The 23,742-nt window shown below is 52.5% G+C and carries 19 protein-coding genes and 1 pseudogene; 3 read left to right on the top strand and 17 right to left on the bottom strand.

Annotated elements, in window-relative coordinates; translation table 11 throughout:
* Positions 1-178 precede the first annotated feature (178 nt).
* Positions 179-826, top strand: a complete 648-nt coding sequence (gene bluB, locus AC58P5_RS12555; protein WP_497386884.1) for a 5,6-dimethylbenzimidazole synthase — start codon at positions 179-181, stop codon at positions 824-826.
* A 197-nt stretch (positions 827-1,023) separates the two neighbouring features.
* Here the strand turns inward: bluB and AC58P5_RS12560 are convergent, their stop codons facing one another.
* The 15 genes from AC58P5_RS12560 to AC58P5_RS12630 all read right to left on the bottom strand — a co-directional run bounded on the left by AC58P5_RS12560 (position 1,024) and on the right by AC58P5_RS12630 (position 19,502).
* Positions 1,024-1,821, bottom strand: coding sequence for an NUDIX hydrolase N-terminal domain-containing protein (locus AC58P5_RS12560; protein ID WP_497386886.1), 798 nt, complete (start codon positions 1,819-1,821; stop codon positions 1,024-1,026).
* Positions 1,822-1,827: 6 nt separating this feature from the next.
* On the bottom strand, positions 1,828-2,838 hold the full coding sequence (locus AC58P5_RS12565) for an MBL fold metallo-hydrolase (RefSeq protein WP_497386888.1): 1,011 nt from the start codon (positions 2,836-2,838) through the stop codon (positions 1,828-1,830).
* A gap of 39 nt (positions 2,839-2,877) precedes the next feature.
* A complete protein-coding gene (locus AC58P5_RS12570) occupies positions 2,878-4,323 on the bottom strand; it encodes a CoA-acylating methylmalonate-semialdehyde dehydrogenase (RefSeq protein ID WP_497386890.1) in 1,446 nt (481 codons plus the stop codon).
* A gap of 9 nt (positions 4,324-4,332) precedes the next feature.
* Complete coding sequence (locus AC58P5_RS12575) at positions 4,333-6,276, bottom strand: hypothetical protein (RefSeq protein ID WP_497386892.1); 1,944 nt, start codon at positions 6,274-6,276, stop codon at positions 4,333-4,335.
* 26 nt (positions 6,277-6,302) lie between these two features.
* A complete protein-coding gene (locus AC58P5_RS12580) occupies positions 6,303-7,301 on the bottom strand; it encodes a cysteine peptidase family C39 domain-containing protein (protein ID WP_497386894.1) in 999 nt (332 codons plus the stop codon).
* 33 nt (positions 7,302-7,334) lie between these two features.
* Positions 7,335-8,348, bottom strand: a complete 1,014-nt coding sequence (locus tag AC58P5_RS12585) for a hypothetical protein (RefSeq protein ID WP_497386896.1) — start codon at positions 8,346-8,348, stop codon at positions 7,335-7,337.
* Between the two features lie 67 nt (positions 8,349-8,415).
* Positions 8,416-9,660 (bottom strand): LL-diaminopimelate aminotransferase, encoded by a 1,245-nt coding sequence (locus AC58P5_RS12590; protein ID WP_497386898.1) that lies wholly within the window; start codon positions 9,658-9,660, stop codon positions 8,416-8,418.
* A 66-nt stretch (positions 9,661-9,726) separates the two neighbouring features.
* Complete coding sequence (locus AC58P5_RS12595; RefSeq protein WP_497386900.1) at positions 9,727-12,615, bottom strand: AMP-binding protein; 2,889 nt, start codon at positions 12,613-12,615, stop codon at positions 9,727-9,729.
* Between the two features lies 1 nt (position 12,616).
* Positions 12,617-13,336, bottom strand: coding sequence for a class II aldolase/adducin family protein (locus AC58P5_RS12600; RefSeq protein ID WP_497386902.1), 720 nt, complete (start codon positions 13,334-13,336; stop codon positions 12,617-12,619).
* Positions 13,337-13,377: 41 nt separating this feature from the next.
* Positions 13,378-13,635 carry an acyl carrier protein gene (locus AC58P5_RS12605; protein ID WP_009677174.1) on the bottom strand — a complete coding sequence of 86 codons (258 nt, stop codon included), beginning with the start codon at positions 13,633-13,635 and terminating at the stop codon, positions 13,378-13,380.
* Positions 13,636-13,665: 30 nt separating this feature from the next.
* Positions 13,666-14,940, bottom strand: a complete 1,275-nt coding sequence (locus AC58P5_RS12610) for a cation:proton antiporter (protein WP_497386904.1) — start codon at positions 14,938-14,940, stop codon at positions 13,666-13,668.
* 19 nt (positions 14,941-14,959) lie between these two features.
* On the bottom strand, positions 14,960-16,648 hold the full coding sequence (locus AC58P5_RS12615; protein ID WP_497386906.1) for an NAD(P)/FAD-dependent oxidoreductase: 1,689 nt from the start codon (positions 16,646-16,648) through the stop codon (positions 14,960-14,962).
* 41 nt (positions 16,649-16,689) lie between these two features.
* On the bottom strand, positions 16,690-16,941 hold the full coding sequence (locus AC58P5_RS12620; protein WP_009677159.1) for an acyl carrier protein: 252 nt from the start codon (positions 16,939-16,941) through the stop codon (positions 16,690-16,692).
* Between the two features lie 15 nt (positions 16,942-16,956).
* On the bottom strand, positions 16,957-17,916 hold the full coding sequence (locus AC58P5_RS12625) for a hypothetical protein (protein WP_497386908.1): 960 nt from the start codon (positions 17,914-17,916) through the stop codon (positions 16,957-16,959).
* A 260-nt stretch (positions 17,917-18,176) separates the two neighbouring features.
* Positions 18,177-19,502 carry an MFS transporter gene (locus tag AC58P5_RS12630; protein ID WP_497386910.1) on the bottom strand — a complete coding sequence of 442 codons (1,326 nt, stop codon included), beginning with the start codon at positions 19,500-19,502 and terminating at the stop codon, positions 18,177-18,179.
* Positions 19,503-19,644: 142 nt separating this feature from the next.
* Between AC58P5_RS12630 and AC58P5_RS12635 the strand changes: the two genes are divergently transcribed.
* Both AC58P5_RS12635 and AC58P5_RS12640 read left to right on the top strand, forming a co-directional pair.
* A complete protein-coding gene (locus AC58P5_RS12635; protein WP_497386912.1) occupies positions 19,645-21,108 on the top strand; it encodes an aminotransferase-like domain-containing protein in 1,464 nt (487 codons plus the stop codon).
* Positions 21,109-21,207: 99 nt separating this feature from the next.
* Positions 21,208-22,245, top strand: a complete 1,038-nt coding sequence (locus AC58P5_RS12640) for a metallophosphoesterase family protein (protein ID WP_497386914.1) — start codon at positions 21,208-21,210, stop codon at positions 22,243-22,245.
* 243 nt (positions 22,246-22,488) lie between these two features.
* Here the strand turns inward: AC58P5_RS12640 and AC58P5_RS12645 are convergent.
* Positions 22,489-22,662: pseudogene (locus tag AC58P5_RS12645) on the bottom strand (cell wall hydrolase); the annotation flags it as partial.
* Between the two features lie 89 nt (positions 22,663-22,751).
* Entirely contained in the window at positions 22,752-23,660 is a 909-nt protein-coding gene (locus AC58P5_RS12650) for an aldo/keto reductase (protein WP_497386916.1), read from the bottom strand.
* Positions 23,661-23,742 lie beyond the last annotated feature (82 nt).

A 23,742-nucleotide genomic window follows, 5' to 3' on the forward strand; every position in this document is an offset into this window, starting at 1 on the left:
TAGCCGTCGTTGGATCAGGTATGATATTTGTCTCCATCTTACACGGAAGCGGTTCCATTGGCAAGAGGTTTTTGTCAAAAAAAATTCATATTAAGAAGGAGATTTGCACCCTTTCCTCTTTTTTAGCCAAACCGCTATGGGATAAAAAAGCATATAATGGAGGAGGAGGTGAGCAGACATGTTCAGCAAAGAAGAAAGAGATGCGCTTTATAAAATTATGTATACCCGGCGTGACGTCCGTACATTCCGCAGTGATCCTATCTCCGACGAAACCGTTGTCAAACTGCTTGAAGCCGCCCATCATGCCCCTTCCGTAGGGTTTATGCAGCCCTGGAATTTTATCCTGGTGACGTCGGATGAAATCAAGGAACGGCTCGCCTGGGCGGCCGACAAAGAAAGAAGGGCGCTGGCCATTCATTACGAAGGGGAGCGCCAGGATCAATTTCTGAATCTGAAAATCGAAGGCCTGAAGCAGGCGCCGCTGACCGTGTGCATCACCTGCGACCCGACGCGCGGAGGTTCCCACGTTCTGGGACGCAACTCCATACCGGAGACGGATATGATGTCCGTCGCGTGCGCCATCCAGAACCTGTGGCTTGCGGCCTGCGCGGAAGGGCTGGCAGCCGGTTGGGTCAGCTTCTACAAGAAGAACGATATCCGCGATATTCTGGCGATTCCGCCGCATATCGACCCGCTCGCCTTAATCTCCATCGGCTACACGGACCACTATCCCGTCCAGCCGATTCTCGAAACGGCAAACTGGGAAAAGCGCCGGGCGCTGGAAGGCCTGATCTACCGCGAAACGTGGGGACAGCTCGGAAACTAAACAAGGGAGTATTCCGGCTGGAATGCTCCCTTGTTTTTGCTGCGGCCCGGGCCGCGGCTGTAAACGAACGCGGTTGCAGCGGTATGCTGTAACATGACAGCGCCGCACTTGTTTGCGCAGCAGCCTGCGTATCATAGCCGAACTCAAGCATTCACCTTCACCTGCAAAAGCCTCTTCCCCGATCATCTATGTCCGATTTACCGGATCGCTCCCGCCGTCGTATGTCCATGTTCATTCCGGCTCTGTTCCAGGTAGTCCGCCGCAAAATGAAAGCCGTGCTCGAGCAGCAGAGGAATGACTTTCTCTAATGTACGGACAGTTTCTTCCCGGGTTCCTCCACCGTCATGAAGCAGAATCATGCTGCCGGATTCCGTCTTTTCCTCAATAAGACGGACCATGTTGTCCACCCCGGGGAAAGACCAATCATACATTTCGAGTCCCTCGGACCACATCATAATTTCGTTACCACGAGCACGGAGCAAATCGATAGTCCCCTGATTCAGCAAACCGTACGGAGGGCGGAAAAGAACGGGCGCAAAACCGACGGCCTCTCGTATGGCTTCATCCGTCAGGGACAGCTCCTCGTTCAACTCTTTCTCATTAAGGAGGATCATGAAAGGATGGGTGTAGGTATGATTGCCGATCGCATGCCCTTCATCCACTATCCGCTTAACGATGTGCGGGTGCTGCCGTACCCTTTCTCCTATTAGAAAGAACGTACCGGTGATGCCGTATTTCTTTAAAAGATCCAGGATTTGCGGGGTATAAACCGGATCAGGGCCGTCGTCAAACGTTAAATAAATTTTGTTTTCTCCGTTCGGAACTCTGCGAGGGAGATCCTCATGCGGCTCTGTGTAAAGAGAAAGCATATCTTCCGCCACTCCCTTAATAACCGTGTATCTTTTCAGATCACAGCTGTCCGAGGCATAAGTAAGGCCCGCTTTTGCGCTTACGAAGATATAATGTGCCCAGTCCACTATTTTGTTTGCTTCCAATGGTCCTCATCCTTTCATGGGTTCCTTATTCGCATGTGCGGGTGCACGTCTGTAATAAAGCCGCCCGTCCGCTCCCGCTTCCGCTGGTTTAATCAAGTTCAGGCTTTGCAAATAATTCAGGCAAGCCAACATTTCAAACAGCTTGAAACGGAGCTGTTCCGCGTTTAACGGCACAAAGAACACGAGACAGCACAATTCAAAGGCGGTCATCGGCTTGTCCATCCGGGCCAGTATGTCGTCAATGCGCTGGCGGTACTGGGCCGCAATGTCGGCCGCACGGGCGTTGTATTTACGGAAAGGAATCATATGCCCGGGATAAGCTTTCCGGACAGGCAGTCCGGCATGTTCGTTCAGCGAACTGAAATAGGAGCTGAGCGGATTCTCGTCAAATCCGAGCGTGAAATTAAGGTTCGGCAGCATTTTCGGAATCACATGATCCCCGCAAAAAACGAGCTGCTCTTGTTTGTCGTACAGACAAAGATGTCCTTCCGCGTGACCGGACACCAGTTCGGCTTCGAAGATCGACTTACCGATCGCAAGTTTATCGCCTGCCCGTATAAATTCGGCTTCCGGGTGCTCAGTCATAGACTTCACGTAATGCTTCAGATCGGGCGCGGTAACTTCCAGCAAATGCCCGGGAGCTCCGTGCCGGGTGAAAAGCTCCAGTACCTCTTCATCGTAAACGGAGTCCGCCGACCAAATCCGGGAGGCCTGAAGAAAGCAGGCTTCCGTCATCCGGACCGAAGCGCCCGTCACGTCCTGGAGCCTTGCGGCCAGCCCGTAATGATCCACATGATGATGAGTGATAATAATGGAGCGGATATCGCGCGGAGCAATCCCCAGGTGTCTCCAGGCCTGCTGCCACAAGCCGAACGTCTCTTCATCGGGCATTCCCGCATCGAGCAGCGTGTAGCCGTCTTCCCCGCGGATCAGATAGGCGTTCAGCCACTGCAGGACACTGCCGACAGGCAGCTTCACACTGACAATGTCCTCGGTTTCCTGCTTGAGCAGCTCCATTCGTCACGCTCCTTTCCATGTGTCCCGCATCGGTTTAGCTCATGCTTTCACGGTCATAACCTTCTTGCGCGTATAAAATTCAAGTCCGTCTTTCCCGTTTACATGCAGATCGCCATAAAAAGAATTTTTGTAACCGGAGAACGGGAAAAGCGCCGTCGGAGCCGGCACGCCGATGTTCACTCCCAGCATTCCGGCATCTATTTCCTCCCGGAACTGGCGGACTGCTGCGAGCTGTCCGGTGTAAATGCAGGCACCGTTGGCAAATGAAGAGCGGTTGGCTATCGCGATCGCCTCTTCCAGGCTGTCCGCCTGCATAATGGACAACACGGGCGCGAAGATTTCATCCTGCCAAATCTTCATTGCGGGTGTAACTTCGTCGAAGACAGTCGGCCCGAGAAAATAGCCCGCGCCGGAAGCGGCCCCGTCTTTTCTGCCGTCCCGCAGCAGAACGGCACCTTCCTGTTCGCCGGAGCTGAGATAGTCCAGGGTCCTGTCCTTATGGCTTTGACGAATAAGGGGACCCAGCTCCGTCTCTTTTTCTTCGCCGTTGCCGATTTGCAGCCGGTCCGCCGCGGCAAGCAGTTTTTGCTTCAAGTCCTCGCGGTCTCCGCCGACCAGAACGACGACGGAACAAGCCATGCACCGTTCACCGGCAGACCCGAAAGCCGACTCGATAATGCTTTTGACCGCAAGGTCCTCGTCCGCATCCGGCATAACGATGGAATGGTTTTTGGCTCCGGCAAGTGCCTGAACTCTTTTGCCGTGCTGCGCCGCCGTTTTGTACACGTATTCCGCAACCGGCTGCGAGCCGACGAAGGATACGGCTTTGATCTCGGGATGCTCCAGAATGCCGTTCACCACTTCGCGCGCGCCGTGCACGATATTGAACACGCCATCGGGTAGTCCCGCTTCCGTGAACAGCTCGGCAAGCCGGTTCGCAAGCAAAGGCGTACGTTCGGACGGCTTCAAAATGAACGTATTGCCGCAGGCAATCGCCATCGGAAACATCCAGCAAGGGACCATCATAGGGAAATTAAACGGGGTGATGCCCCCCACAACCCCAATCGGGTAACGCAGCATAGTCGTCTCTACACCGGTGCCCACATCCGGAGTGATCTGTCCCATCATGAGGGATGGAATACCCGCCGCAAATTCCACGCATTCGACGCCGCGCTGGACCTCCATATACGCATCTTGCTGGGATTTCCCGTTCTCCCTCGTGATCAAAGCGGCAAGCTCGTCCCAAGCCTCAACTAGAAGCTGCTGGTATTTAAAAAGAATTCTCGCCCTTTTCTGAACGGGTGTGTTTTTCCAGGGCAGGAAGGCGGCTTTAGCCGCTTGAACAGCCTCATCCAGATCCTTGCGAGTTGACAGCGGGACTTGGGCGATAACCCCGTCGTTAGCCGGATTATAGACCGCTTCCGTCACGGATGAAGAAGATTCCTGCCAGCTGCCGGATATATAATTTTTCAATAAAATGGTCACAGAAGCATCTCATCTCCTTTCGGCTTGCACACGATTTGATAAGCGCGAACTTTGAATCTTCACATAGCGGATACAGTAGGCGGAGGGAAGGAGCGGCTCGTCCGGAATGCTTAAATCCCCGCCGTCTAAAGGCGTATCCAGTGTTACTCGGAACGGCCTGTCGCCTACTTTGAATGCGACGGTTTTCACGCTCGCTGCGCGATACTCAAAAAGCTCTTCTACCCGCGTTCCGTTTATGGAAAGACATAAGCTGCCATTATCCGGATCAATGGACAGCACGCATTCATACTCGACGCCCTCTTCGTAGGTTTGCAAAAATACGCTGCTTTCTGCTTGCAGGACCGAAATACGTCCGTCCGTACTCCAATGGAGTCCGCCCGCCGCTTCTCCCCGGCCATCGGTCAGCTCAATCGTAAGCGGTGCCGTTCCGATGGCAAGAGGCCGGATACCGATTGTCAATTCCGTTTGAAGGCCGGCCCGGAAAGCGAAAGCTTTCTCCACTTTGACGTAGTCATAGGGGTCGCGGCTGCTCAAGATAAGCCCGGAATCTCCCCGTAAGCGGATCTCCGACCATTTGGGCTGGTATACGCTCCAACGGTCGAAATCCTCCAGGCCGGAGCCTGCACGAGCCGAGAAGTCTTTAGAATCTTCGGCCGTATGACCGAGCCGATTTTCCGCTGCATGATCCGGCTCATATTGCGGATCGGACAAGCTATACCCGGAAGCAGCATTTTGATTGAGCGAGCCCTTCGTATCCGCACCAAGCGCAGCGGCCGCCTCGGCCTCTTCTTGGGTATCAGGCTCCAAGGGCACCGGTATGCGGGCCACCCAGATGTCCTCTTTGTTCATGCTGTAAGCAACCCAGATTGCGTCCTCTTCAGGCGTGCCGTTTCCAACCGATATTCCGCGGACATAATTCATCCCGTAAAATTTGTAAAAGCCCGTATAGCGGCGCGGGGGAACTTCGCCTCCGATTACCCGGAGCTTGTCGAAGTGAAGTCCATCCTCGCTTACGGCTGCGGCCAGCGGCCAGCGGTACGCGTTGTTCGGGTTGGGATTGTACAGCAGCGCATATTTGCCGTCCGGTGTTTGCTGGCCCCACAGCTTGCTGCCCGCTGTAACCAGACCGTCAATCTCACCCGTCTCTGTCCAGCTTTCCCCATTGTCCGAGCTGATTGCGTATTTGCCGTTTTTGCCGATGCCGGCTGCCTTGTTTTCGGGTAAGGGATAGCAGCTCAACGCTTTGTAGCCTGTAAGCGGATAGAAGCCATCCTCGCTCTGATCCTCTTCCCACCACTGAATCGTCGCCAGTCTGTCCTGCAGTAATAAGCGGCAGGCCTCGACAAACTCTTCATCCGGCGATTCCGTATACAGAGGATACCCGATGTTGCCGGCATTCCATCCCGCATGAGTGTTCAGCCGGATGAAATAGATCGGTCCCATGGACCCGTCCGGGTAAATTTCGCGTACGACCCGGCCGATTCCCCGGCCGTCATTGGGCATCACGGAAAGAACCGGACTGATGCCGTAAAAGCCCAGTGTCAGAAGCCTTCCGTCGGATGCCGTGTAAAACCCCATACGCTGATGCATGACGGCAAGACTGCCTTTCGGCAGGGCAGCGCCGTCCGGACCGCTATATACCCCCGCCGGTATCTCATAAGATGGAAAGGCAATCGCCGGTTCGGTCCATTCCCTGCCGTCGGCCGAGCTAGTAATCATCGTCCGGGCCGGAGGATGGTTCTCTTCCACGGGACATGTAATGTACTGCAAATAAAACCGCTGTCTCCAGAAAGCCAGCATTGGCGCGTTGTGAAAGGTCCAGCCGGGACCCCCTTCCAAATCAGGCTTAAACCTGCAAGCCCGGACCGCCTGGTAATGCCGGACGCCGGGAACAGGCTGGAGCCGACCGTGGTGCTGGGACGCCTCCGCTTGTTCCATTCCGATATATTTCATTCTTGGTGCCCTCCTTGGCCGCTTTCCTAAGTTTCCTTGGAGAGTGCTGCGGCACTGGTGCTTTCAAGAAGCGCCGCCCAGAAATTTCTCTCCCGGTAAAGAAGCGGCACGGCTAGGGTAAGGAGCTGATCGCGGTTGAATCTTCTTTTCAGCGAAAATTTCGCCTTGATAAACACATTTTTCGCTTTAAACCAGCCCAGAGCCAATTCCTCCAATTCCCGGTCAAGCGTCTGAAAATCAGCTTCCTTTATAAACCCGGCATCAAATAAATAGCGCAGCATAAGCCGGTTTCCCGCCTGCCTGCTTTCGATAATATTGACGCCGACCAGTCCGTTGGTCATGCTCTCTTCAAACATATCCGGTTCCGGTGTACCTTCCCACAAATGCTCCGTCTGCAGGCTGTCCAGCTCTCCGATCAACCTCTCCGCGTGGCGGCTCAAATCGGAAAGTTTGAATTCGTAAGGAGGAATCTCTTCTTTCAGCCGGATCAAAGAACAAGGAGGCTCCTGATAAGCCGGATTATTCTCCGTCTGGGAGCTGAGGAAAGCTTCCTGAAGACGTTCGGGCGGAACTTCAAAATCCCGGAAGCCGTTGATATCGTCATCCAGCACCCGGTATACCGAACGTTCCCCATCGTAACCGGTGATCAGGGAGTAGTGGTACCAGTGGTACTGTTTCCAGGCAAGCGAGTTCGGAATCCAGTGAAATAGATCCACGTGAACGACCGGAAGCTGACCGCTATCCAGCAGTTCGCCGATTTCTTCCCCGATTTCCTGCGGATTCCGGAAATAGTAAGGCTCCCACTCTCGGATAAACGTATCAAAAACCTCATTCTGATACTTAAGCGGGTGGTCCATCGTTAAATAAGTGAATGAAGGATCAGTTGCGACCTGATACGTGTAGTGGTTCAGATAAGCAGCTGTCCGGTAGCTGGAATCGTTTGAGACGGCAATGGAATAGACCGTGTTCGACACGCAGTTCATCCAAAAGTCGTTAAACGGGCGGAGAGATTGGTTATACGTCAACGCAGCGCGCTCCCTTCTTAATCAAGATGAAAATCAGCCCGGTATCATAGCCAGTCTTTCCAGCCAAAGCTCCAGAACCTGCTTTTCTTTAAGCGCCATCGTATCGAGACTTTGTATGATCTGTTCGATCAGACGCGCGCTTTGAGTGAGCTCGTATTTGAGCAATTTGTTTCTCAAATTGAACAATTCCTTTTCCATCTGCCGGTATGCTTCCTGTACGATGTCAAGACCGGAATCTACGGCTATCCCATGCTCCTGCATGTTTTGAAGCCGGACCCCCATGACTTTCTTGTGCTCCCAGAGGATATGGAGGTACGCGATATTCGTTACGACAGCACCTTCTCTGTCCAGAATGCACCTTAACGACTCCGCAGCACTTTTGTACACGTCGAGTCCGAACACCAGCTGAGAACGCTCGGGGAGTGCAAGACCGGTATGCTTATCTGCCGAGTCTACGTACTGGGTCAGAAGCGGTATCACCTTGTCCAGCTGAAACTCCGGATTGAAATTTTCTCTGGGCCTTAACAGGAAAACATCCGTAACGGGAGAGTGGACAATCCCTTTGGCAATGTCAGCGAAAGGGACTGTTGAAGAAGCGAACAGCCTGCTTTTGTTAAAACCCAGAATCTGAAAAGTTTGCTCCTCCAGATCGTATCCATAGATCAGCGCTTCCTGGATAACGTGTTTTTTTCCGTGAAAAGGGTTGTCCGCTACGAAATATTTGTCTACATAGGCATACACGTATTGGTCCCGGTCAATGGCTTCCGCTACCTGCCGGTGAATGTCCTGCTCTTTTCCTGCCGCCTCCGGCACAATTGTCAGCACTTCACTGAAACAGCCGGGCTCGTCCGCGTTATAGAAACGGATTTCCGCGACTTGTTCTTCCCGGGTTCTGGTCAGCGAATAAGCCTGCAGCTGTATAAAATTGTTGAGCATCCAGGGCATATAAGAACCGGCCGGACCGAGTATGCTCAAAGGAAACGCGTAATACATGCGTCCATGGATGGGAGGTATCTCCACAGGCAGCACTTTAGTTCCCGTTTTCACGCGCCTTCACTCCTTCTTCAAATTGAGGGCAGCCCTCTGTTCTATACAAGCTGTCTCTGCGCCGGGATCACCAGATGTACCGGAGTCCGTGCAGCCTCGATTTCAGTTCGTCGATCAATGCTATTTCTTCCTCCTCACCTTCCGCTTCGAACGTGACGGAGAAACGCACATAGGCGCCTGCGTCGTCCCAAGGCACGGTGGAGATGAGCTTTTCGGTAATGAGATATTGGGAGAAGTCCTCCGCACTGTCGAAACGGGGGCCGTCTTCTATTCCCTTAGGAGCTCGCGCATATAAATAAAAGGTCGCTTTTGGCTTCTGTACTTTAAAACCGACCGAGCCTAAAGCTTCGGCTAGAAGACCGTGCCGTCTGGAATATTTGGCTGCGGTAGCCTCCGTAATTTCCGGATGGTTCAGACAGTAGATGCCTGCCTTCTGTATCGCGAGAAACTGTCCGGAATCGTGATTGTCTTTCGCATAAGAAAATGCTTTAAGAACAAGCTCGTTGCCGACCACGAAACCAAGTCTCCAGCCTGTCATGTTAAACGCCTTCGACAAGGACTGGATAGCAACGCCTACATCCTTGGCTCCCGGAACGGACAGAAACGACAACGGAGGTTCACCGTCAAACGTCAAAGCGGCATATGCTTCATCGGAAACGACGATAATTTCGTTTTCTTTGGCGAAGCGAACGACTTCTTCATAAAACGCCCGGGTAGCAACGGCACCGGTCGGATTGTTCGGGTAATTCAGGTAGAGCAGCTTCGCTCTTTTCTTCTCTTCGTCGGACAAGGCATTCAGATCGGGCAGATAGCCGTTCTCTTCCAGAAGCGGCATCTTGACCACTTCCCCGCCCAGCCACTGGGTGTGAGTGCCTATAACGGGGTAGCCTGGCACAGTCATCAGCGTAATATCTCCCGGGTTGATGAAAACGGCCGGAATCTGGGCCAAGGCAGGCTTAGAGCCGATACAGTGGTTGATTTCCGTCGCGGGGTCAAGCCCCTTTACACCATAAACCTGCTCCATGTATGCGGCAGCCGCTTCCTTGAATTCGAACGACCCATTATCCGAATAGAACCGGTTCTCCCGTTTGGCGGCTTCTGCGGAGAGAACGTTAACGACCTCCTTATCGGCCATCCAGTCCGGCTCCCCCAATCCCATATCGATAATGGGGATACCTGGTTTTTCCTTCAATGCTTGCGCCTTGGCGCGCTTGATCTTCTCGAATTTATAGACCTCGTTTCCTTTGCCGAACTTGTCTCCTCCGATGCGGTCCGCAAAGGACTTTTGAATGTAATCTTGTAGAACGAGCATGATTATCCCTCATTTATGCGTTTTATGGAGCACCGGCGGTGTTTCCCCGCCGGTGCGGGAGCTTGCTTATGACAGTGAATCCGCCAATTCCTTGCGTTTGATTTTGCCGACTCCGCTGCGCGGAATGCTATCTGTCATGACGAATTTTTGCGGCAGCTTGAACGGGGCCAGATACTGCTGGCAGTGTGCGATAAGATCGTCGATCGTCACACCCGGATCAAGTACGACGAAGGCTACCGGATACTCGGTCGTCTTCCGCTCGTTCATGATACCCACGACTGCGACATCGAGGACTCCGGACAGCTTCAGCAGGACATTTTCCACTTCAAGCGGGTCCATCTTCTTGCCGGCGACGTTGATCATGTCTGAAGAACGGCCGTTAATGTACAGGTGATTGTTTTCTATAAAACCTCTGTCCGTGGTCTGGTAGTAGCCATCCGGCGATATGACAAACGGGAAGGAGGCTTTATAGTAGCCTTTGGCCATGGAGGAGGAACGGACTTGTATAATGCCCGATTCACCGTCCGCAACGGCAAAGCCCTCTTCGTTCACGATCCGGATATCGACTCCGGGAACCGGCGTACCCAGCGAAGCTTCCTTGCTGCCGTTATTAAACGTGCAAGGACCCGCCTCGACGATACCGTAATAATCGCAGATTTCCATACCGGTTTTGTCCAGAAACGCCTGCTTCACAGCATGGTGGAGCGGAGCCGCCGAGGACAAGCACAAGCGGAGGCTGTGTCCCGGTTTGCAATATTTCGAGTTGTTCAGCAGATCGTAGACGACAGGGAAGGCGACCAGAATCGAGATGTTTTCCTTCATCACCGTTTCCCAAATCGACTTCGGTGTAATCTGCTTCGCGATAAACAGGCAGGCGCCCGACACGAATACGGCAAGCAGGGAAGTATTGAATGCGAGTCCGTTATGGAACAGCGCGGTCACCTGCACGTTGTCGGCGGAAGTGATCCCGGAGGCCTTCGCCCAGTTTACTCCGGCATTGATCACCGCATCATGGGTGAACATCAGGCATTTGGGACGGCCTGTCGTACCCGAAGAGAACCGGCAGGTCGCCACATTCGCAAATTCGTCCTCGTCGAACGAATCGAAGCTCTCTTCCCGCAGCTGCACTTGAATCCGGCCTTCGCCGTCAAGCGTAAGAAGGGACCCGATGTTGTAATAGGAGCAGAGATTGTCCACCTCATCCTGGGTGAAGGTGTGATCGATCAGCATCGGGATGTACCCTTCCAGAAGAAGGCCGTAGTATGCGAACAAATAGTTCGGGCAGTTCTTCATGGAAATGCCGACGGGATATTGCTTCGGAATCTGCTGTTTGATCCACGCGCCCGTCTTCTCCACCTGGTTCCAGAACTGGTGGTACGTATAGCTTTCATCCGCAAAGCGGATCGCTTCTTTCGGTCCGTATTTCGAAACCGCTTCATACAGCTTGTCGATGATGCGCTCGTTTTGAGCCGGCGAATCACCCTTTACCTCTTCGCTGTCTTTCGGTTTGTTCAGATAGTAGCGGTCCATTTTAACCTTGAAGGCGGAGTTAATGTCATCTTTGCCCAGCGTACCGGAGTAGAGCAGGTCCATGTTTTCCCCGAGGTTAAACAATTCCTTCGCTTCTTCGTCGTAATAACCGCCGATCGCGGAGTAACCCAGCTTCAATTCTCCCGATTTCAGGTAGATCATTTGAGCCAGAATTCCCATATCCACCAGTCTTTGCTGATACGTGTAAAAGTTTTTGTCATTCACCTGGGACTTATCGATCGCAAAGAAGAACAGGACCGACGAATCGTGTACGAATTCCTGATCGAAGCAAAGCTGCGTGGAGCGGGCTCTGAAATCGCCGGCCTTGATCATTTTCAGCTCGCTGCCGTTGAATTCATATGTGCCCGGAATCATTCCCTCCACGGCATGGACGACGCAGAATATGCGGATCGGCATACCGAGGCTGTTTACAAACTCCAGCAGACGGATGAAATCGTGACGCGGAATTTCAACCGGCAGATAGGAGGAGCTGGAGCGGCGCTCGATGATCAGACGCAGCATCTCATTGTAATCGTTCCATTCCGCCGGGATATGATGGCGTACCGTCCAATCCTCAGACGGCTGCTGATGCTGGAGAGACTGGCGCACCTTTTCCTGGTACAACCGGATCGGTTCCCAATCGAAAGCGGACAAACCGCTGTCGAACGTAGTAATGCAGCGGCTTTGATAGTTTCCGCGATAGGCCTGCTGCACGGCCCGGGGTTTAGTTTCGTGCTGCTTGACAGCGATAATGCCGACCGGTTCTTCATGGCTGTCCAGATGAAGCAGCGTTTTGATATGCTGATCTTTGCACGCGGTATACGTGGTGAAATTTACGCCGAGCGAATGGAAGATCGTTTGAAAATTCGCCAGGACATGGCCTGCGTCGATGAAACTGAAACGATAACCGCGATGGGAGTATTTCCAGCAGCTGCGCCAAGGGACAGCCGAAACCATGATGTAATAATCCGCGTCCTGGTCCTGTGGCAGGATCGCCTCATCCAGCAGAAAAAGGGAATCGGCGCAGGCGATTTTATGAAGAGAAGTATTGAGAGGCGAGTAATAGTAGATGCCCGGCTCCACACCGTCCAGCGAACGGACAATAACATATACGTCGACAGGGTAGCAGCCTCCGGCAGACGGGAACGACCACAGCATTTCAGACTGGTAACCGTAAAATTTAACCGACGTGACACTGAAAGAGCTGAGCAGCACCTGCTCCAGAATGCTTAACCCTGTTTTGGGCAGCATATCTTCATTGATTTTGTTAAAAACGGATGTTTTCAGACGGGTGTAGGGGCCTTCGAAGTTTTTATGTCTTTCGGGACGGGGAGATTTGGAAAATTTGCTTCCGACGTATTCCCGGCCTTTTAAATTGTAGAAAATGGACAGAACATCCTCTTGAGTTAACAGTTGATTGGTCATGTTACACTCCTACCAAATGGTTTTTGGAATGGGGATTAAAATGCCGGTCTGCCTTCCTGCACCAATAGGCCCAGTACTCCCGGATCGCTGTCGCGCCGAAGATGATTTTGCTCTTCATTTTGATCTCGTGGCCTTCCGTCCATGTGTAGGGAACACCTGTCGATTCGGCGATAAGCTGCAGCTTGCACGCGTTCTCCAGAACGGCCGCCCAGCAGACGGTTTCCGGAATCGTTTTACCGACTGCGACCAGCCCGTGGTTTTTGAGCAGCAGCGTATTGCTTTTTCCGAGAGACTCGGCTACCTGTGCCGCAATATTCGGATTCGTTACCGTATTTGTAGTCAACGTAAACCGCTGTGTATTCATAATCGGCGTAGCATCGTGCGTGACCGGACGAAGGTCCAACTCCGTGGCGCTGAAGATCATCGAATACGGGGGATGCGAATGGATAATGCAGTTCACGTCGGCCCTCGCTTTGTAGGCTTCGGTGTGGAGCGGCCATTCCGAAGGAATATGCCCCTCGCCCTTCAAACGGTTGCCTTCGGCATCGATGAGGATAAAATCGTCCGGCGTCGTTTCTTCCCAGCCCAGAAATCCCTTTCGAATCCAGATGTTTCCCGTTTCGGGGTCACGGTATGAAATTTGCCCGTTGTTAATGTCGTTATGTCCCTCCAAGTACAAAATTTGAGAGGCATAAACCATCTCTTCAATAAACTGGCTCACTGATTTTAGTCCCCTTCCGGTTGAAGAATGATTAAAGAGAGTTATACAGAAATTTTTTGGACTTCCTGCTCGATGAACTCCGCCAGACGTGAAATGGAATTGAGCACTTCGGGACTGATTTCTTCCACTTCGGTCTCAATATCGTAAGCTTCTTCCAGCAGAACGACGATTTTGATCTTCGCCAGGGAGTCAAGCCCCAGTCTTCCGATATCGTCGCCTACTCTTTCCAGATCCTCAGGCGTCACATTGCCGTCGGAGGCTTCCATAATAAATTGTTTGATTTTGTCTTGAATATTCATCGTTTTCCCACCTTCTTCAGATTGATGTTCCTATCCCCCGTCCTCTGTACGGTACTGAACTTTGGGAGGGAATACCGTCGAAGCCGAACGGGACTTGGTCCCCATGGATAAGGAGTAGATCGGCATAGCGAGAGCGGTAGTCACTAGCGCCATCAGTACGAGCATGGCGTAAAGCTTGGGCGTGATGATTCCGTATGTCATCCCGATATTGATGACGACCAGCTCCATCAGACCTCTGGCATTCATCAAACCGCCGACTGCGGAGGCTTCCCTCCAGCTGAATCCGATCTTTCTCATATAAAGCGTGCATCCGCCGTATTTGCCCAGAATGGAGCAAAGCAGCAGGATAAGGAACGGCAACAGCATATCGGCGCTGAACAGATCCAGCAGATTCGTCTTCATACCCGAATAGGCGAAATAAAGCGGGAGAAAAAAGACGACGGTAATGTCCCTGATTTTAACGTTCATTTCGCTGAGAAACACTTCACTGCGCGGCATGGCCAGTCCCAGAATAAAACAGCCGAAGACGGCATAAATGCCGATGAATTCCGTGACGAAACTCGCACCCAAAGTCAATAACAGCACTAAAGCCAACCCTCCGTGCGACAAAAAGCCGGCCTTCTGGACCTTTGCGCCAAAACGCTGCATCAGCGGCTTGACGACGAACAGTACGATCAGAACGAACAAAATGGTATACAACAGAGTCGACACTCCGGTGAACATACTTTTGGCTTGTACCATGACGATCACGACAGCCAGAATACACCACGAAATGACATCGTCTATACTTCCCGCCAGCATAGTAAGCGAGGCAAAACGGGACTGAAGCAGCCCCTGTTCTTCCAGGATTCTCGCTAGCATGGGAATAGAGGTAATGGATAAGGCGACGCCCATATACAGGAAAAATTCGAGCTGGGTAATCTGCTGCTGCGCCAGGGACGCATACAGGAAGAGGGAGATTCCTCCCCCAAGCAGAAAGGGAGGAATAATTCCCGATGAAGCGAGCATGCCGGCTTGCCGGAACGATTTCTTGTCGATGCCTTTCATCTCCATACCGACGAGCAGCATATACAGGCACAGGCCGAAATTGCTTAAAATGTAGATCACATTGCCGACATCCGCATTAAATACCGATTTGCCGATCTCGGGAAAGAAATACATGAAGCAGGTGGGTCCGAGAAGAATCCCGGCTACCATCTCCCCGATTACAGAAGGAAATTTCAGCAGGACCGCCACTCTCGCCATAATCCGCGCAGACGTAAGAATGAGAATCAGAGCGACTATTACATTGAGAAGAAGATGCATGATTTAAAGCCTCCCGACGTTATACCGTCGTAACGGGAACCTCATTGGAAGCCGGCTCCTTCGTTCCTTTTAAGAAAGATTCGTCAATATCGAAATACAGTTTACGGATTGTCTCCGGCGCCTGCTGTGCCCCCCACATAACCACTTCATACAGGGAAAGCATATCCATCTTGGATATATGACGCTTCTCCGGGTTTAAAATTTCATACTGATCCGGAATGAAGCTTTGCGCTTCTTCGTAGTAGCCGTAAATCCGCTTGGTCGCTTCTTCCGTAGAAAGCCCGTGGTCACGGACCGCTTCCACCGTCGAGGCTACTTTTTCGAACAGAGGCTGGTATTCCGCAAAATCTACGCACAAGGAACCGATGTATGGAGCTTTCTCGATATCAAGCAGAATTTGCATATCTCTTTCTTTGTAGAATTTTGAAAGAACCTGGGTCAGACGAAGAGAGGTAAAAGCTTGTCCAAGCGCCCATACGCGGTACCAGGCATTCCAGAGGTTAAAGTCACGGAAAGCTGTGTACGAGCAGGAAACGAGACGGTCGTTCGTGTCATAGGATTGCTGGATGATACGGGAAACCGGTTCGAAGCGCTCTTCATTGAAGTCGTCTTCCCTTACGGCGTCGATTAACCGCTGGGCAAGCGAGTTGATCGTTTCCGTCGTAATGGCAAGGCCCCTGGAAAACAGCGGATCGATAAAGGCGGAAGCATGAGCCAGCAGACAGAAGCGCTTGCCGATGACTTTGCTTGCGGAATACTGGAGTCGGCCGCCGCTGGAAATCCATTCTCTTACCGGCTTGGCGTTTTCGAACTGTTTTTTGACATCGGGATAAGCTTCGAGGAAGTCCGCAAATTCCTGTTCCGGTTTTTTGTCCGGTATGGACGGATTGCGGGTAAGATCATACTGGAGACCGACGCTGCAAAGGATACTGGTCGATTTCGCATTGTTGTCGAACGGGATTACCCACAGCCAGCCCCCGTCAAAGATATGATGCAGAGTACCGTTATGAATCCGGTTGGGAAGTTTGTGCTCATCCTTATTTGTAATTTCGTCGAACGGTTTTACGCCGACCATGTGCGTGAAAAGGGAACGGGATTTCGTTTTCATCCGGGACGGCTCTTCGCGCAGACCAAGCCGCTTCGCCAATACGGAATTGAAGCCGCTGGCGTCTACGATATACTTGGCGCTGAACTCTTCGTTCGCCGTCGTTTTAATGTTTACGCCGTCCTCGTGAATGTCGATATCGGAGATCATCGTCTTCTGTTTCACTGTGGCGCCGTATTTAATGGCCACCGCCATCATGTAGGCATCGGTATCCTGTCTAAACAAGTGAGCCTCGGGCCCGTACGGGATATTAGGAACTGGCAGTTGGGTGCTTTCTTTCGGATTCTGGGTTTGTCCCTCACGGTGATAGAAGAATGAGAAATTACGTTTTGTTCCGGAATTTGATGTGATATGATTTTGAACAAACGGAAGTGTGCTGCAGTGCATGATTTCCGGCACATCGTAGCGTTCGGCCATAATCCGCATCATAAAAGATGTGGCGGGAATCATGGATTCCCCGATAACGAAACGCGGATGAGTCGCCGCATCGATAACGAGCACGTTAAGCTGCTGTCTGGCCAATATGGCGGACAGGATCGTTCCCGCGATTCCAGCCCCGATTACAATCACATCGTAGTGTTTTGCTGTTGCTGTGTTTTCCATTAAATTGAATGCCCCTTCCCTATTTAAAACCTCTTTTTTTGTTAAGCGTTGGCTTTCTCGGCTACATTCGCGGATACGAAGTCCACCATGTTCTGAATCGTTTTGATGTTATAAAATTCCACGCTTTCCTCATCGATTTCGAGATCGTAAAACTTAATGATCTCCAGCATCGATTTAATCAGGGTTAACGAGTTAAGCCCCATTGTGGTCATATCGTCATTGCTTCCGATCTGGTCGACGGCGATGTCCGCCTGTGTAAGAATTTCTCTGATTTTGTGCTCGATTGGATTCATAAAAGTTGACTCCTCCTAGATTTTTTGTGTCAGCAGCTCTTCTTTCAGGGTCCGGATCATTTGAGGTTCGATTTCGTAGAGTCTGTCGCATGCTTCCGTAATTTTGGGAATACTGATTTTCCCCAGAATTTTGTAGTTGGTAATCAGTTTACGGATTCGGTCGTTCAATTGGATGCTTTCATTTAAAGATTCGCGGATGGAGGTTTCAATGTTCATAACATCGAGGAATCGGCTGAACAGAAGCCGGGAGCTGTAAAGGAAGAAAAACGCATTCTGGTACGCCTCCAGTTCTTCTTCTACCTTGGAGATGTCCGTACGGTTGGCTTCCAGAAAATCGACAGCCTGCTGGTAAATTTTAAAATCGTCGCGGCATTCGTGGAGCCAAAGCTCGAATTTCGCTTTGATTTGATCGAGTTCAGGATTGGCCGCCCGTTCGCGGTCGATGTCAAAAATCATGATTTCTTTGACAAATTGTTTTACGGGATTATCGTCATAAGCTTTTTCAACCGTTTCATGGGGGTAGTAGTCGAAGAAATCCGGCTGGGCATGGTCCTGGATGAACCACTTCTTTCCGCCCTCGTGACTGAGCTGGGAAATCATCATGCAGTGGGCTTCATGCTTTTGGAGATAAGTAAAGGTGCGGTGTTTGAAGTAGTATCCGTCGATGAAGAAAAATACGATTTTCCCCTCATCCAGCGCTTCGATAATTTTCGGCTCCGCTTCCTGGAACGTTTCGATTCTCTCCTGGCGTAATGTCAGGCCGAAATGATGAATATCGTCCAAAACGTGTTTTTTGTCGTGAAAAAGCCAGCGGTTGTCCCTTTTTTCGATAAAATGATCGTAGACGTTACTGGTATCTTCCAAGGCGCCGTAAAACATATATTCAACCGGAATGCCTTCTGCTTTCCAATAGCTGACGTAATGACTTTCCACACAGTTAAAAAAATCTTCATCATACCTTGGTATTATTTTCATATTTTAAAATCATCTCCTTAGATTCTATTAATATCCATTTTGTGCTTAAAAAAAAGAGCTTCTTATGCCGGCACCTCGCTTTCTTCACCTTCTCATGTTGCGATATAGATTATATATCTCTAGTGCGCACCGTGAAAAACACCGACGGCACAGAAAGATCGAAGCACAAGCTCTTCCGGTAGGGTAAACGACAAGCCGGACTTAGAACGCCGGTCAAGCAGAAGCGGGAGCCTGTCCCCGCCTCTCTTGAAAGTTACTGATCAGGCGCCGACCTCGCCGGTAAGAACTGGAGCTTTCTTGGCCCCGATTCCTTTGCGGTAAAGGACAAAATATCCCGCGGCTGCGATTAAGCTGAAAACGGCGTTGACCACAATCAGGAATTGATAGTCATTCGCAAGGTCAAAGTTAAGCCCGCCGGCGATTGCCGCAACGACTCCGCCCAGCTGATGAATGAGCAGGAGAATTCCCGTCTGCAGGCCGATTTGTTTCTTTCCTTCATTCAATGCTTCTCCGGCAACGAGAATACCTCCAGGCACAGCGCCAAGGTATGTTGCTCCGAAAATCAGCGAAAAGAGAATGGGAGAATAATCGAAGTGGAAGAACAGGATCGCGAAAGCGGCAATGCGGAAGAAATATAAGTAAGCAAGTGCTTTGACACGCGGCATGTAGTCCAGAAGAATGGAGAACGTAACGCCTCCTACCAGTTCCAGAAGTCCCAGAAGACTCAGGGACGAGGACATCATCATATCCGGCACGTGGGCCAGCTGGTGAATGGCCATCAGGTTCATTTCGACGGTACCCATGCTGATTCCGCAGGTAAGGAGCGCGAACATAATGACCAGCATTACCGGGCGAGTCAGGTAAAGCAGGAAAGCCTTAAAGCCTTCCGACATCTTTTTCAGGGAAAAGACGGGTGCTGCCGGAGCCGGTGACTGTTCTTCACCGGGTTCCTTATTTGTAGGAGACGATGTGTCCTGTACGGGTGCTGCCGGCACCTCTTCTTCGGGTGCCTCTTTGTTGGAACGGACAATCAATAAAATCAAGGGGATAAACGCGAGCGAGATAATAAACAGCACGGTGTATACCGTTGTCCAGTTCAGCCAGCTTTTGTTGCTGACAAGGATGGGAGTAAGCACCGCCAATCCGAGCGAACCCGCGCTGCCAATGATCATTAACGCTTTGGCGCGGTGATGTTTGAACCAGTTCGCGACCAACACATAGCTGGCCGAGGCCCCTATACCCGCTATGCCTGTAATCAATCCGAACCCGAGAAAGTAACCGACGGGATTCCGGAAAAGCAGGACGATAGCCAGAGAAAGCAGGTTGGCGATCGCGCTATAAATCATGACTTTCTTGTAGCCGATTTTGTCGATCAACCAGCCGCCGAGCGGAGCGCTGATTGCTCCGATAAAAATGGCCGTTGACCAGGTGGCGCCCAGAAAGCTTCGTCCTACGCCCAGCGTTTCCGAAATGTCCTTCTGATAATAAGCCATGACGAACCTGCCCAAAGATCCGACAAAACCGAAAACCCATAAGAATGCCAGCAGAAACCAGGCATATTTTTGCTCTTTGAACAGCAAACGCATCTAACTCCTTTCACCCTCGTCATGTAGTAGCGAGTAAGTTCAGTATATCGCCTAAATTATGTAGACACACCAGCCAATCCCAGTTTTTTTCCCCATCCAATCCCCTCATGCGGTATAATAAACGAAACAAGGAGGGTTAGCCATGAATATGAGCTGGAAACCGCGGCCTTATGACCACACCCCTATATTTCGTCAAATTTGTACGTATTTCAAGGAACAGATCCTCAAAGGAGAGCTCTCGCCAGGCACCCGGCTTCCGACAGAAAGAGAGCTTGCGCTCCAATTGTCCGTCAACCGGAGCACCGTATCGGCCGCATACGAAGAACTCCGGGCTACGGGACTGGTTTACTCGGTACAGGGCAGCGGAACCCGGGTCAGCGAAAGCCTATGGGAAACTACCGTCCAGACCGCGCCGAATTGGGATCATTATCTGGGACGGCGTTTCTTCAATCCCAACGCGGCGATAACCGACAAAATCGGCGAAGCCGCCTCCATACCCGGCATCGTAAACATGATTAAAGGGGAGCTGTCCCCGGATCTGATGCCGCTGAGCCTGCTCGGCGAGCTCGCGTCTCAAATCGACTATGCGCAGACCTACAGCTATTTTTCGGATAAACGGGGCGAACCGGCCTTGCGAGCAGCCCTGTCCGATTTTATGAAAACCCGGTCCGGCATCTCCGCCTCTCCCGAAAGCATCCTGGTCACATCAGGAGTGAAGCATTCGCTCCAGCTCATTTCCAACACTCTTCTGCAGCCCGGAGACGCAGTCGCTCTCGAAGGGCCTTCCTACATCTATGCCATGCAGGTTTTCTCATCATCCGGTATCCGCATGTTCCCGCTTCCCGTAGACGAACAAGGCCTGATCCCGGACGAGCTTCCGCGTCTGGTTCACAAGCACAACATCCGCATGGTTTTTACGAATCCCACCTATCAGAATCCGACAGGCACAACACTCAGTCCGGCCCGCCGCGCCAAACTCATCGATCTGTGCGAACAGCTTCGGCTTCCGCTTGTGGAAGACGACCCGTACGGCCTGCTTCATCTGTCCGGCTCGCCGCCCGTTCCGCCTTTAAAAGCAGCGCCCGAAGGGGACAAAATTGTCATCTACCTCGGAACGTTGTCCAAAATATCAACACCCGGCATGCGTACCGGCTGGATTGTAGCTCCTCCTCCGGTGATCGCCAAACTCGCCGAGACCAAAAACCGTATGGGCTACAGTTCCAGTCATTCGGGAGAACGGCTCGCGCAGCTCTACATGACCTCTCCTTCGTCCGTTCCATCCCTGATCTCCATCCGCGAAGCTTTGACGGCAAGAAGAAATACAATGCTGAACGCGCTGCAGCGCGAGCTTTCTCCGTACGCATCCGTTTTCGGCGGAAATCGTAACGCACCGGGGGGATATTACGTCTGGCTCAAACTCAATCTGCCTTTGGAAGACAAACAATTGGTCGATCTGGCTGTAAAAGAAGGCGTCATGCTGTGGCCCGGAAGCATTTACGGCATGAAAAAAGGATTTTTCAGACTCACCTATGCCTCGATCTTGGAGCATGAAATTGTCGAAGGAATCCGCAGAATACGGCGAGCTTTCGAAAACGCGGTTTTATAGCCGCTTTTCCTCGCCGCAGGTGTAACCGATTGGCCCGTATTCCGTATGAGTAGGGAGACTGCGTGCTCCGGCACAACTACCTCCGAACGGAAGTGAGACATGAACAGACGGCAATTCCTCCGCTCCCTTGCGGGTGCTTTTGCGGCGGCCTCTCTCGGTGCCGCCGCTTTCTACTCTTTTTTTACCCGCGGCGCTTCCAAGGAACTGGGCCCGGGGCTGAACGCCCCTCCCACCGGACCGTCCGCGGCTCCGACTCCGGTGCCTGCCGGCCCGGGAAAGCTGCTCGCGTCCTTCTGGCTGCTGAGCGACCTGCATGTCACCCCTTATGATTCCGGGACCTCCGATAAGCTGAAGAAAGCGCTGGCCGATCTCGTAAAACCGGAGCATACCGGGGACGCCCTTATTTTAGGAGGAGACCTGACCGAGTACGGTTCGGACAAAGATTACAAGCAGCTCAAAGGCGTGCTCAGCGGCTTCAAGCTGCCTCCTTTATATGCCAACATGGGCAATCACGACTATTACGACATCTGGATTGACGGCAAAGGAAGCTTCGCCACGGAAACGCAGCCCAACGGTAAAACGGATGCGCAGTCGAGGCAGCGTTTTCAGGCTTTTATGAAAACCGAGCGTCCTTACGGCAAGTTTGAAGCCGGCGGAATTCCGGTGTTCCTGCTGTCCCAGGAAGCCTACGTGCAGGAAAAACCGGAGGCGGGCGAAGGAGCCTGGTACTCGGATGCCCAACTGGCCTGGCTGAAAGCCGAGCTGACGAAACTGGAGAAACATCTCCCCATTCTCGTCATGATTCACCAGCCTCTTCCGCAGGAAGGTTCCGACGGCGGCACCCACCGGGTGATCCGGGCCAACGAGCTTCGCGCCATTCTTGCCCCTTATCCCAACGTATTCGTGTTCTCGGGTCATACGCACCGCGACTTTACGGCCAACCATTATACCCGCCACGCCACCTTTCACTGGTTCAGCAACTCAACCGTAGGGCGCAGCCGCTCCAAAGTGCTGTCTCAGGGGATGTACATCCAGGTTTACGAGCATGAGGTCCGCGTACGCGGCCGGGAGTTCAGCAATGAAAGCTGGATCGGCGCCGCAGACTGGACCGTCCCGCTCAAAAAACCCGTAGACTAAGCCCCGTCCCGGCCGGACATGCCTTGCCGCAGACGTAGACGTAACGCAGGCAGGTTGAAACCGGAATGAGCCGCTGCGTCCGGCTGTCAAAGGGCGTTATTAAAGCTCCCCTCGCACTAGGATCCAGGCCAAACAAAATAAGCCGTCGAGGAATGAAATTCCCGTCCGGCTGCCGCTGGGTCCCTCTGTGTGCAGGGGGCTTTTTCTATGGAACAAAATCAAAACGTGTTGGACACGTTATCGCACTCTTTGCGGGATCGTCCGCAGTCCTTTGAAATCCGAGCAGTTGGCCCGGACCCGGTTGATTCCCACGTTGCCGACGAGCGTCTGTCCCTTCTCGCCTTCCCCCTCCGCTTCCGCGCGGAGCAGACGGGCCAGGGGATTAATGTCGCTCTCCGTCGCTTTAACAACAGCCATTCCCATTCACCTCATTTGTGTCGTCTCTCCAGAGAGGATATTAGACGGAGCCCAAATGAGTGAACGGAAATTTTCGGCGGTGCTTTTTTCTAGCGGTGCTGCACGTAGCGGGACGCTTTAGAGATCCGCCGGATCTCCGCCAGTTCCTCCGCGGACAGAGGCGCTGCCGCTCCCGCTTCCGCGTTGTGCGCAAGCTGCTCCAGGGAGCTGGCCCCCGGGATGACGGCGGCTACCGCCGGATGGGCCAGCGCGTAGCGGATGGCCATATGGCCGGGATCCCTATCGGAGCCGGCCGCCTCAAGCAGCTGCCGACGTACCTGCGGCAGTTCTACCGGGCTGTAATCGAGGTAGCCCTGAGCGGCTTTCTCTTCCCCGCTGGCGGTAAGAATGCCCCGGGCTACCGGACCGCGGGCGATCAGGCTGATGCCCTTGTCCTCAAGCAGGGGCAGCACCTCTTCTTCCGGCCGCCGGTCCAGGATGCTGTATTGGCTCATCACGCTGACGATACCGGAGCGCTTCACATATTCGCGGATAACGTTCGGCCGGATCGAAGAGATCCCGTAATGGCGGATGAGCCCCTCCTCCTTGAGCTCCTCGAAGGCCTCGATCGTCTCGTCGATGGGGTCCTCCAGCGTTCCGCCGTGAAGCTGGTACAAATCGATATAATCGGTCTGCAGCCTCTTCAGACTGTCTTTTACAGCCGATTTGATATAGGCTTTGGACGGATCCCACGTCCACCCTTCTTGGCCCGGAATGCGCCGGTTGCCGACTTTCGTCGCCAGCACAACCTCGGACCTGCGTCCGCGGACGGCTTTGCCGACGAGCTCTTCATTGCGGCCATCGTCGTATAAATCGGCCGTATCGAGAAACGTTATGCCCAGATCCAGAGCCCGGTGGACGAGTTCGACCGCCTTTTTCTCCTCCGTCCCGAGAGACATGCAGCCGAGCCCGACTTCACTTATAAACAGATCGGATTGTCCCAGACGATTCTTTTTCATAAACGGATTCTTCCTTCCTCAGTTCGTATTCATATTGCGTTCCCGGGTTATAAAAGGAAGCCGGCACCCATCCGGCACACGG

Source organism: Paenibacillus sp. JT31N7 (assembly GCF_059692095.1).

Coding starts and splice junctions, on each gene's coding strand:
- AC58P5_RS12625 (WP_497386908.1), bottom strand. CDS start 17,916: ATGAAAATAATACCAAGGTATGATGAAGATTTTTTTAACTGTGTGGAA.
- AC58P5_RS12650 (WP_497386916.1), bottom strand. CDS start 23,660: ATGAAAAAGAATCGTCTGGGACAATCCGATCTGTTTATAAGTGAAGTC.
- AC58P5_RS12610 (WP_497386904.1), bottom strand. CDS start 14,940: ATGCATCTTCTTCTCAATGTAATAGTCGCTCTGATTCTCATTCTTACG.
- AC58P5_RS12635 (WP_497386912.1), top strand. CDS start 19,645: ATGAATATGAGCTGGAAACCGCGGCCTTATGACCACACCCCTATATTT.
- AC58P5_RS12630 (WP_497386910.1), bottom strand. CDS start 19,502: ATGCGTTTGCTGTTCAAAGAGCAAAAATATGCCTGGTTTCTGCTGGCA.
- AC58P5_RS12575 (WP_497386892.1), bottom strand. CDS start 6,276: ATGAAATATATCGGAATGGAACAAGCGGAGGCGTCCCAGCACCACGGT.
- AC58P5_RS12595 (WP_497386900.1), bottom strand. CDS start 12,615: ATGACCAATCAACTGTTAACTCAAGAGGATGTTCTGTCCATTTTCTAC.
- bluB (WP_497386884.1), top strand. CDS start 179: ATGTTCAGCAAAGAAGAAAGAGATGCGCTTTATAAAATTATGTATACC.
- AC58P5_RS12640 (WP_497386914.1), top strand. CDS start 21,208: ATGAACAGACGGCAATTCCTCCGCTCCCTTGCGGGTGCTTTTGCGGCG.
- AC58P5_RS12565 (WP_497386888.1), bottom strand. CDS start 2,838: ATGGAGCTGCTCAAGCAGGAAACCGAGGACATTGTCAGTGTGAAGCTG.
- AC58P5_RS12605 (WP_009677174.1), bottom strand. CDS start 13,635: ATGAATATTCAAGACAAAATCAAACAATTTATTATGGAAGCCTCCGAC.
- AC58P5_RS12620 (WP_009677159.1), bottom strand. CDS start 16,941: ATGAATCCAATCGAGCACAAAATCAGAGAAATTCTTACACAGGCGGAC.
- AC58P5_RS12615 (WP_497386906.1), bottom strand. CDS start 16,648: ATGGAAAACACAGCAACAGCAAAACACTACGATGTGATTGTAATCGGG.
- AC58P5_RS12590 (WP_497386898.1), bottom strand. CDS start 9,660: ATGCTCGTTCTACAAGATTACATTCAAAAGTCCTTTGCGGACCGCATC.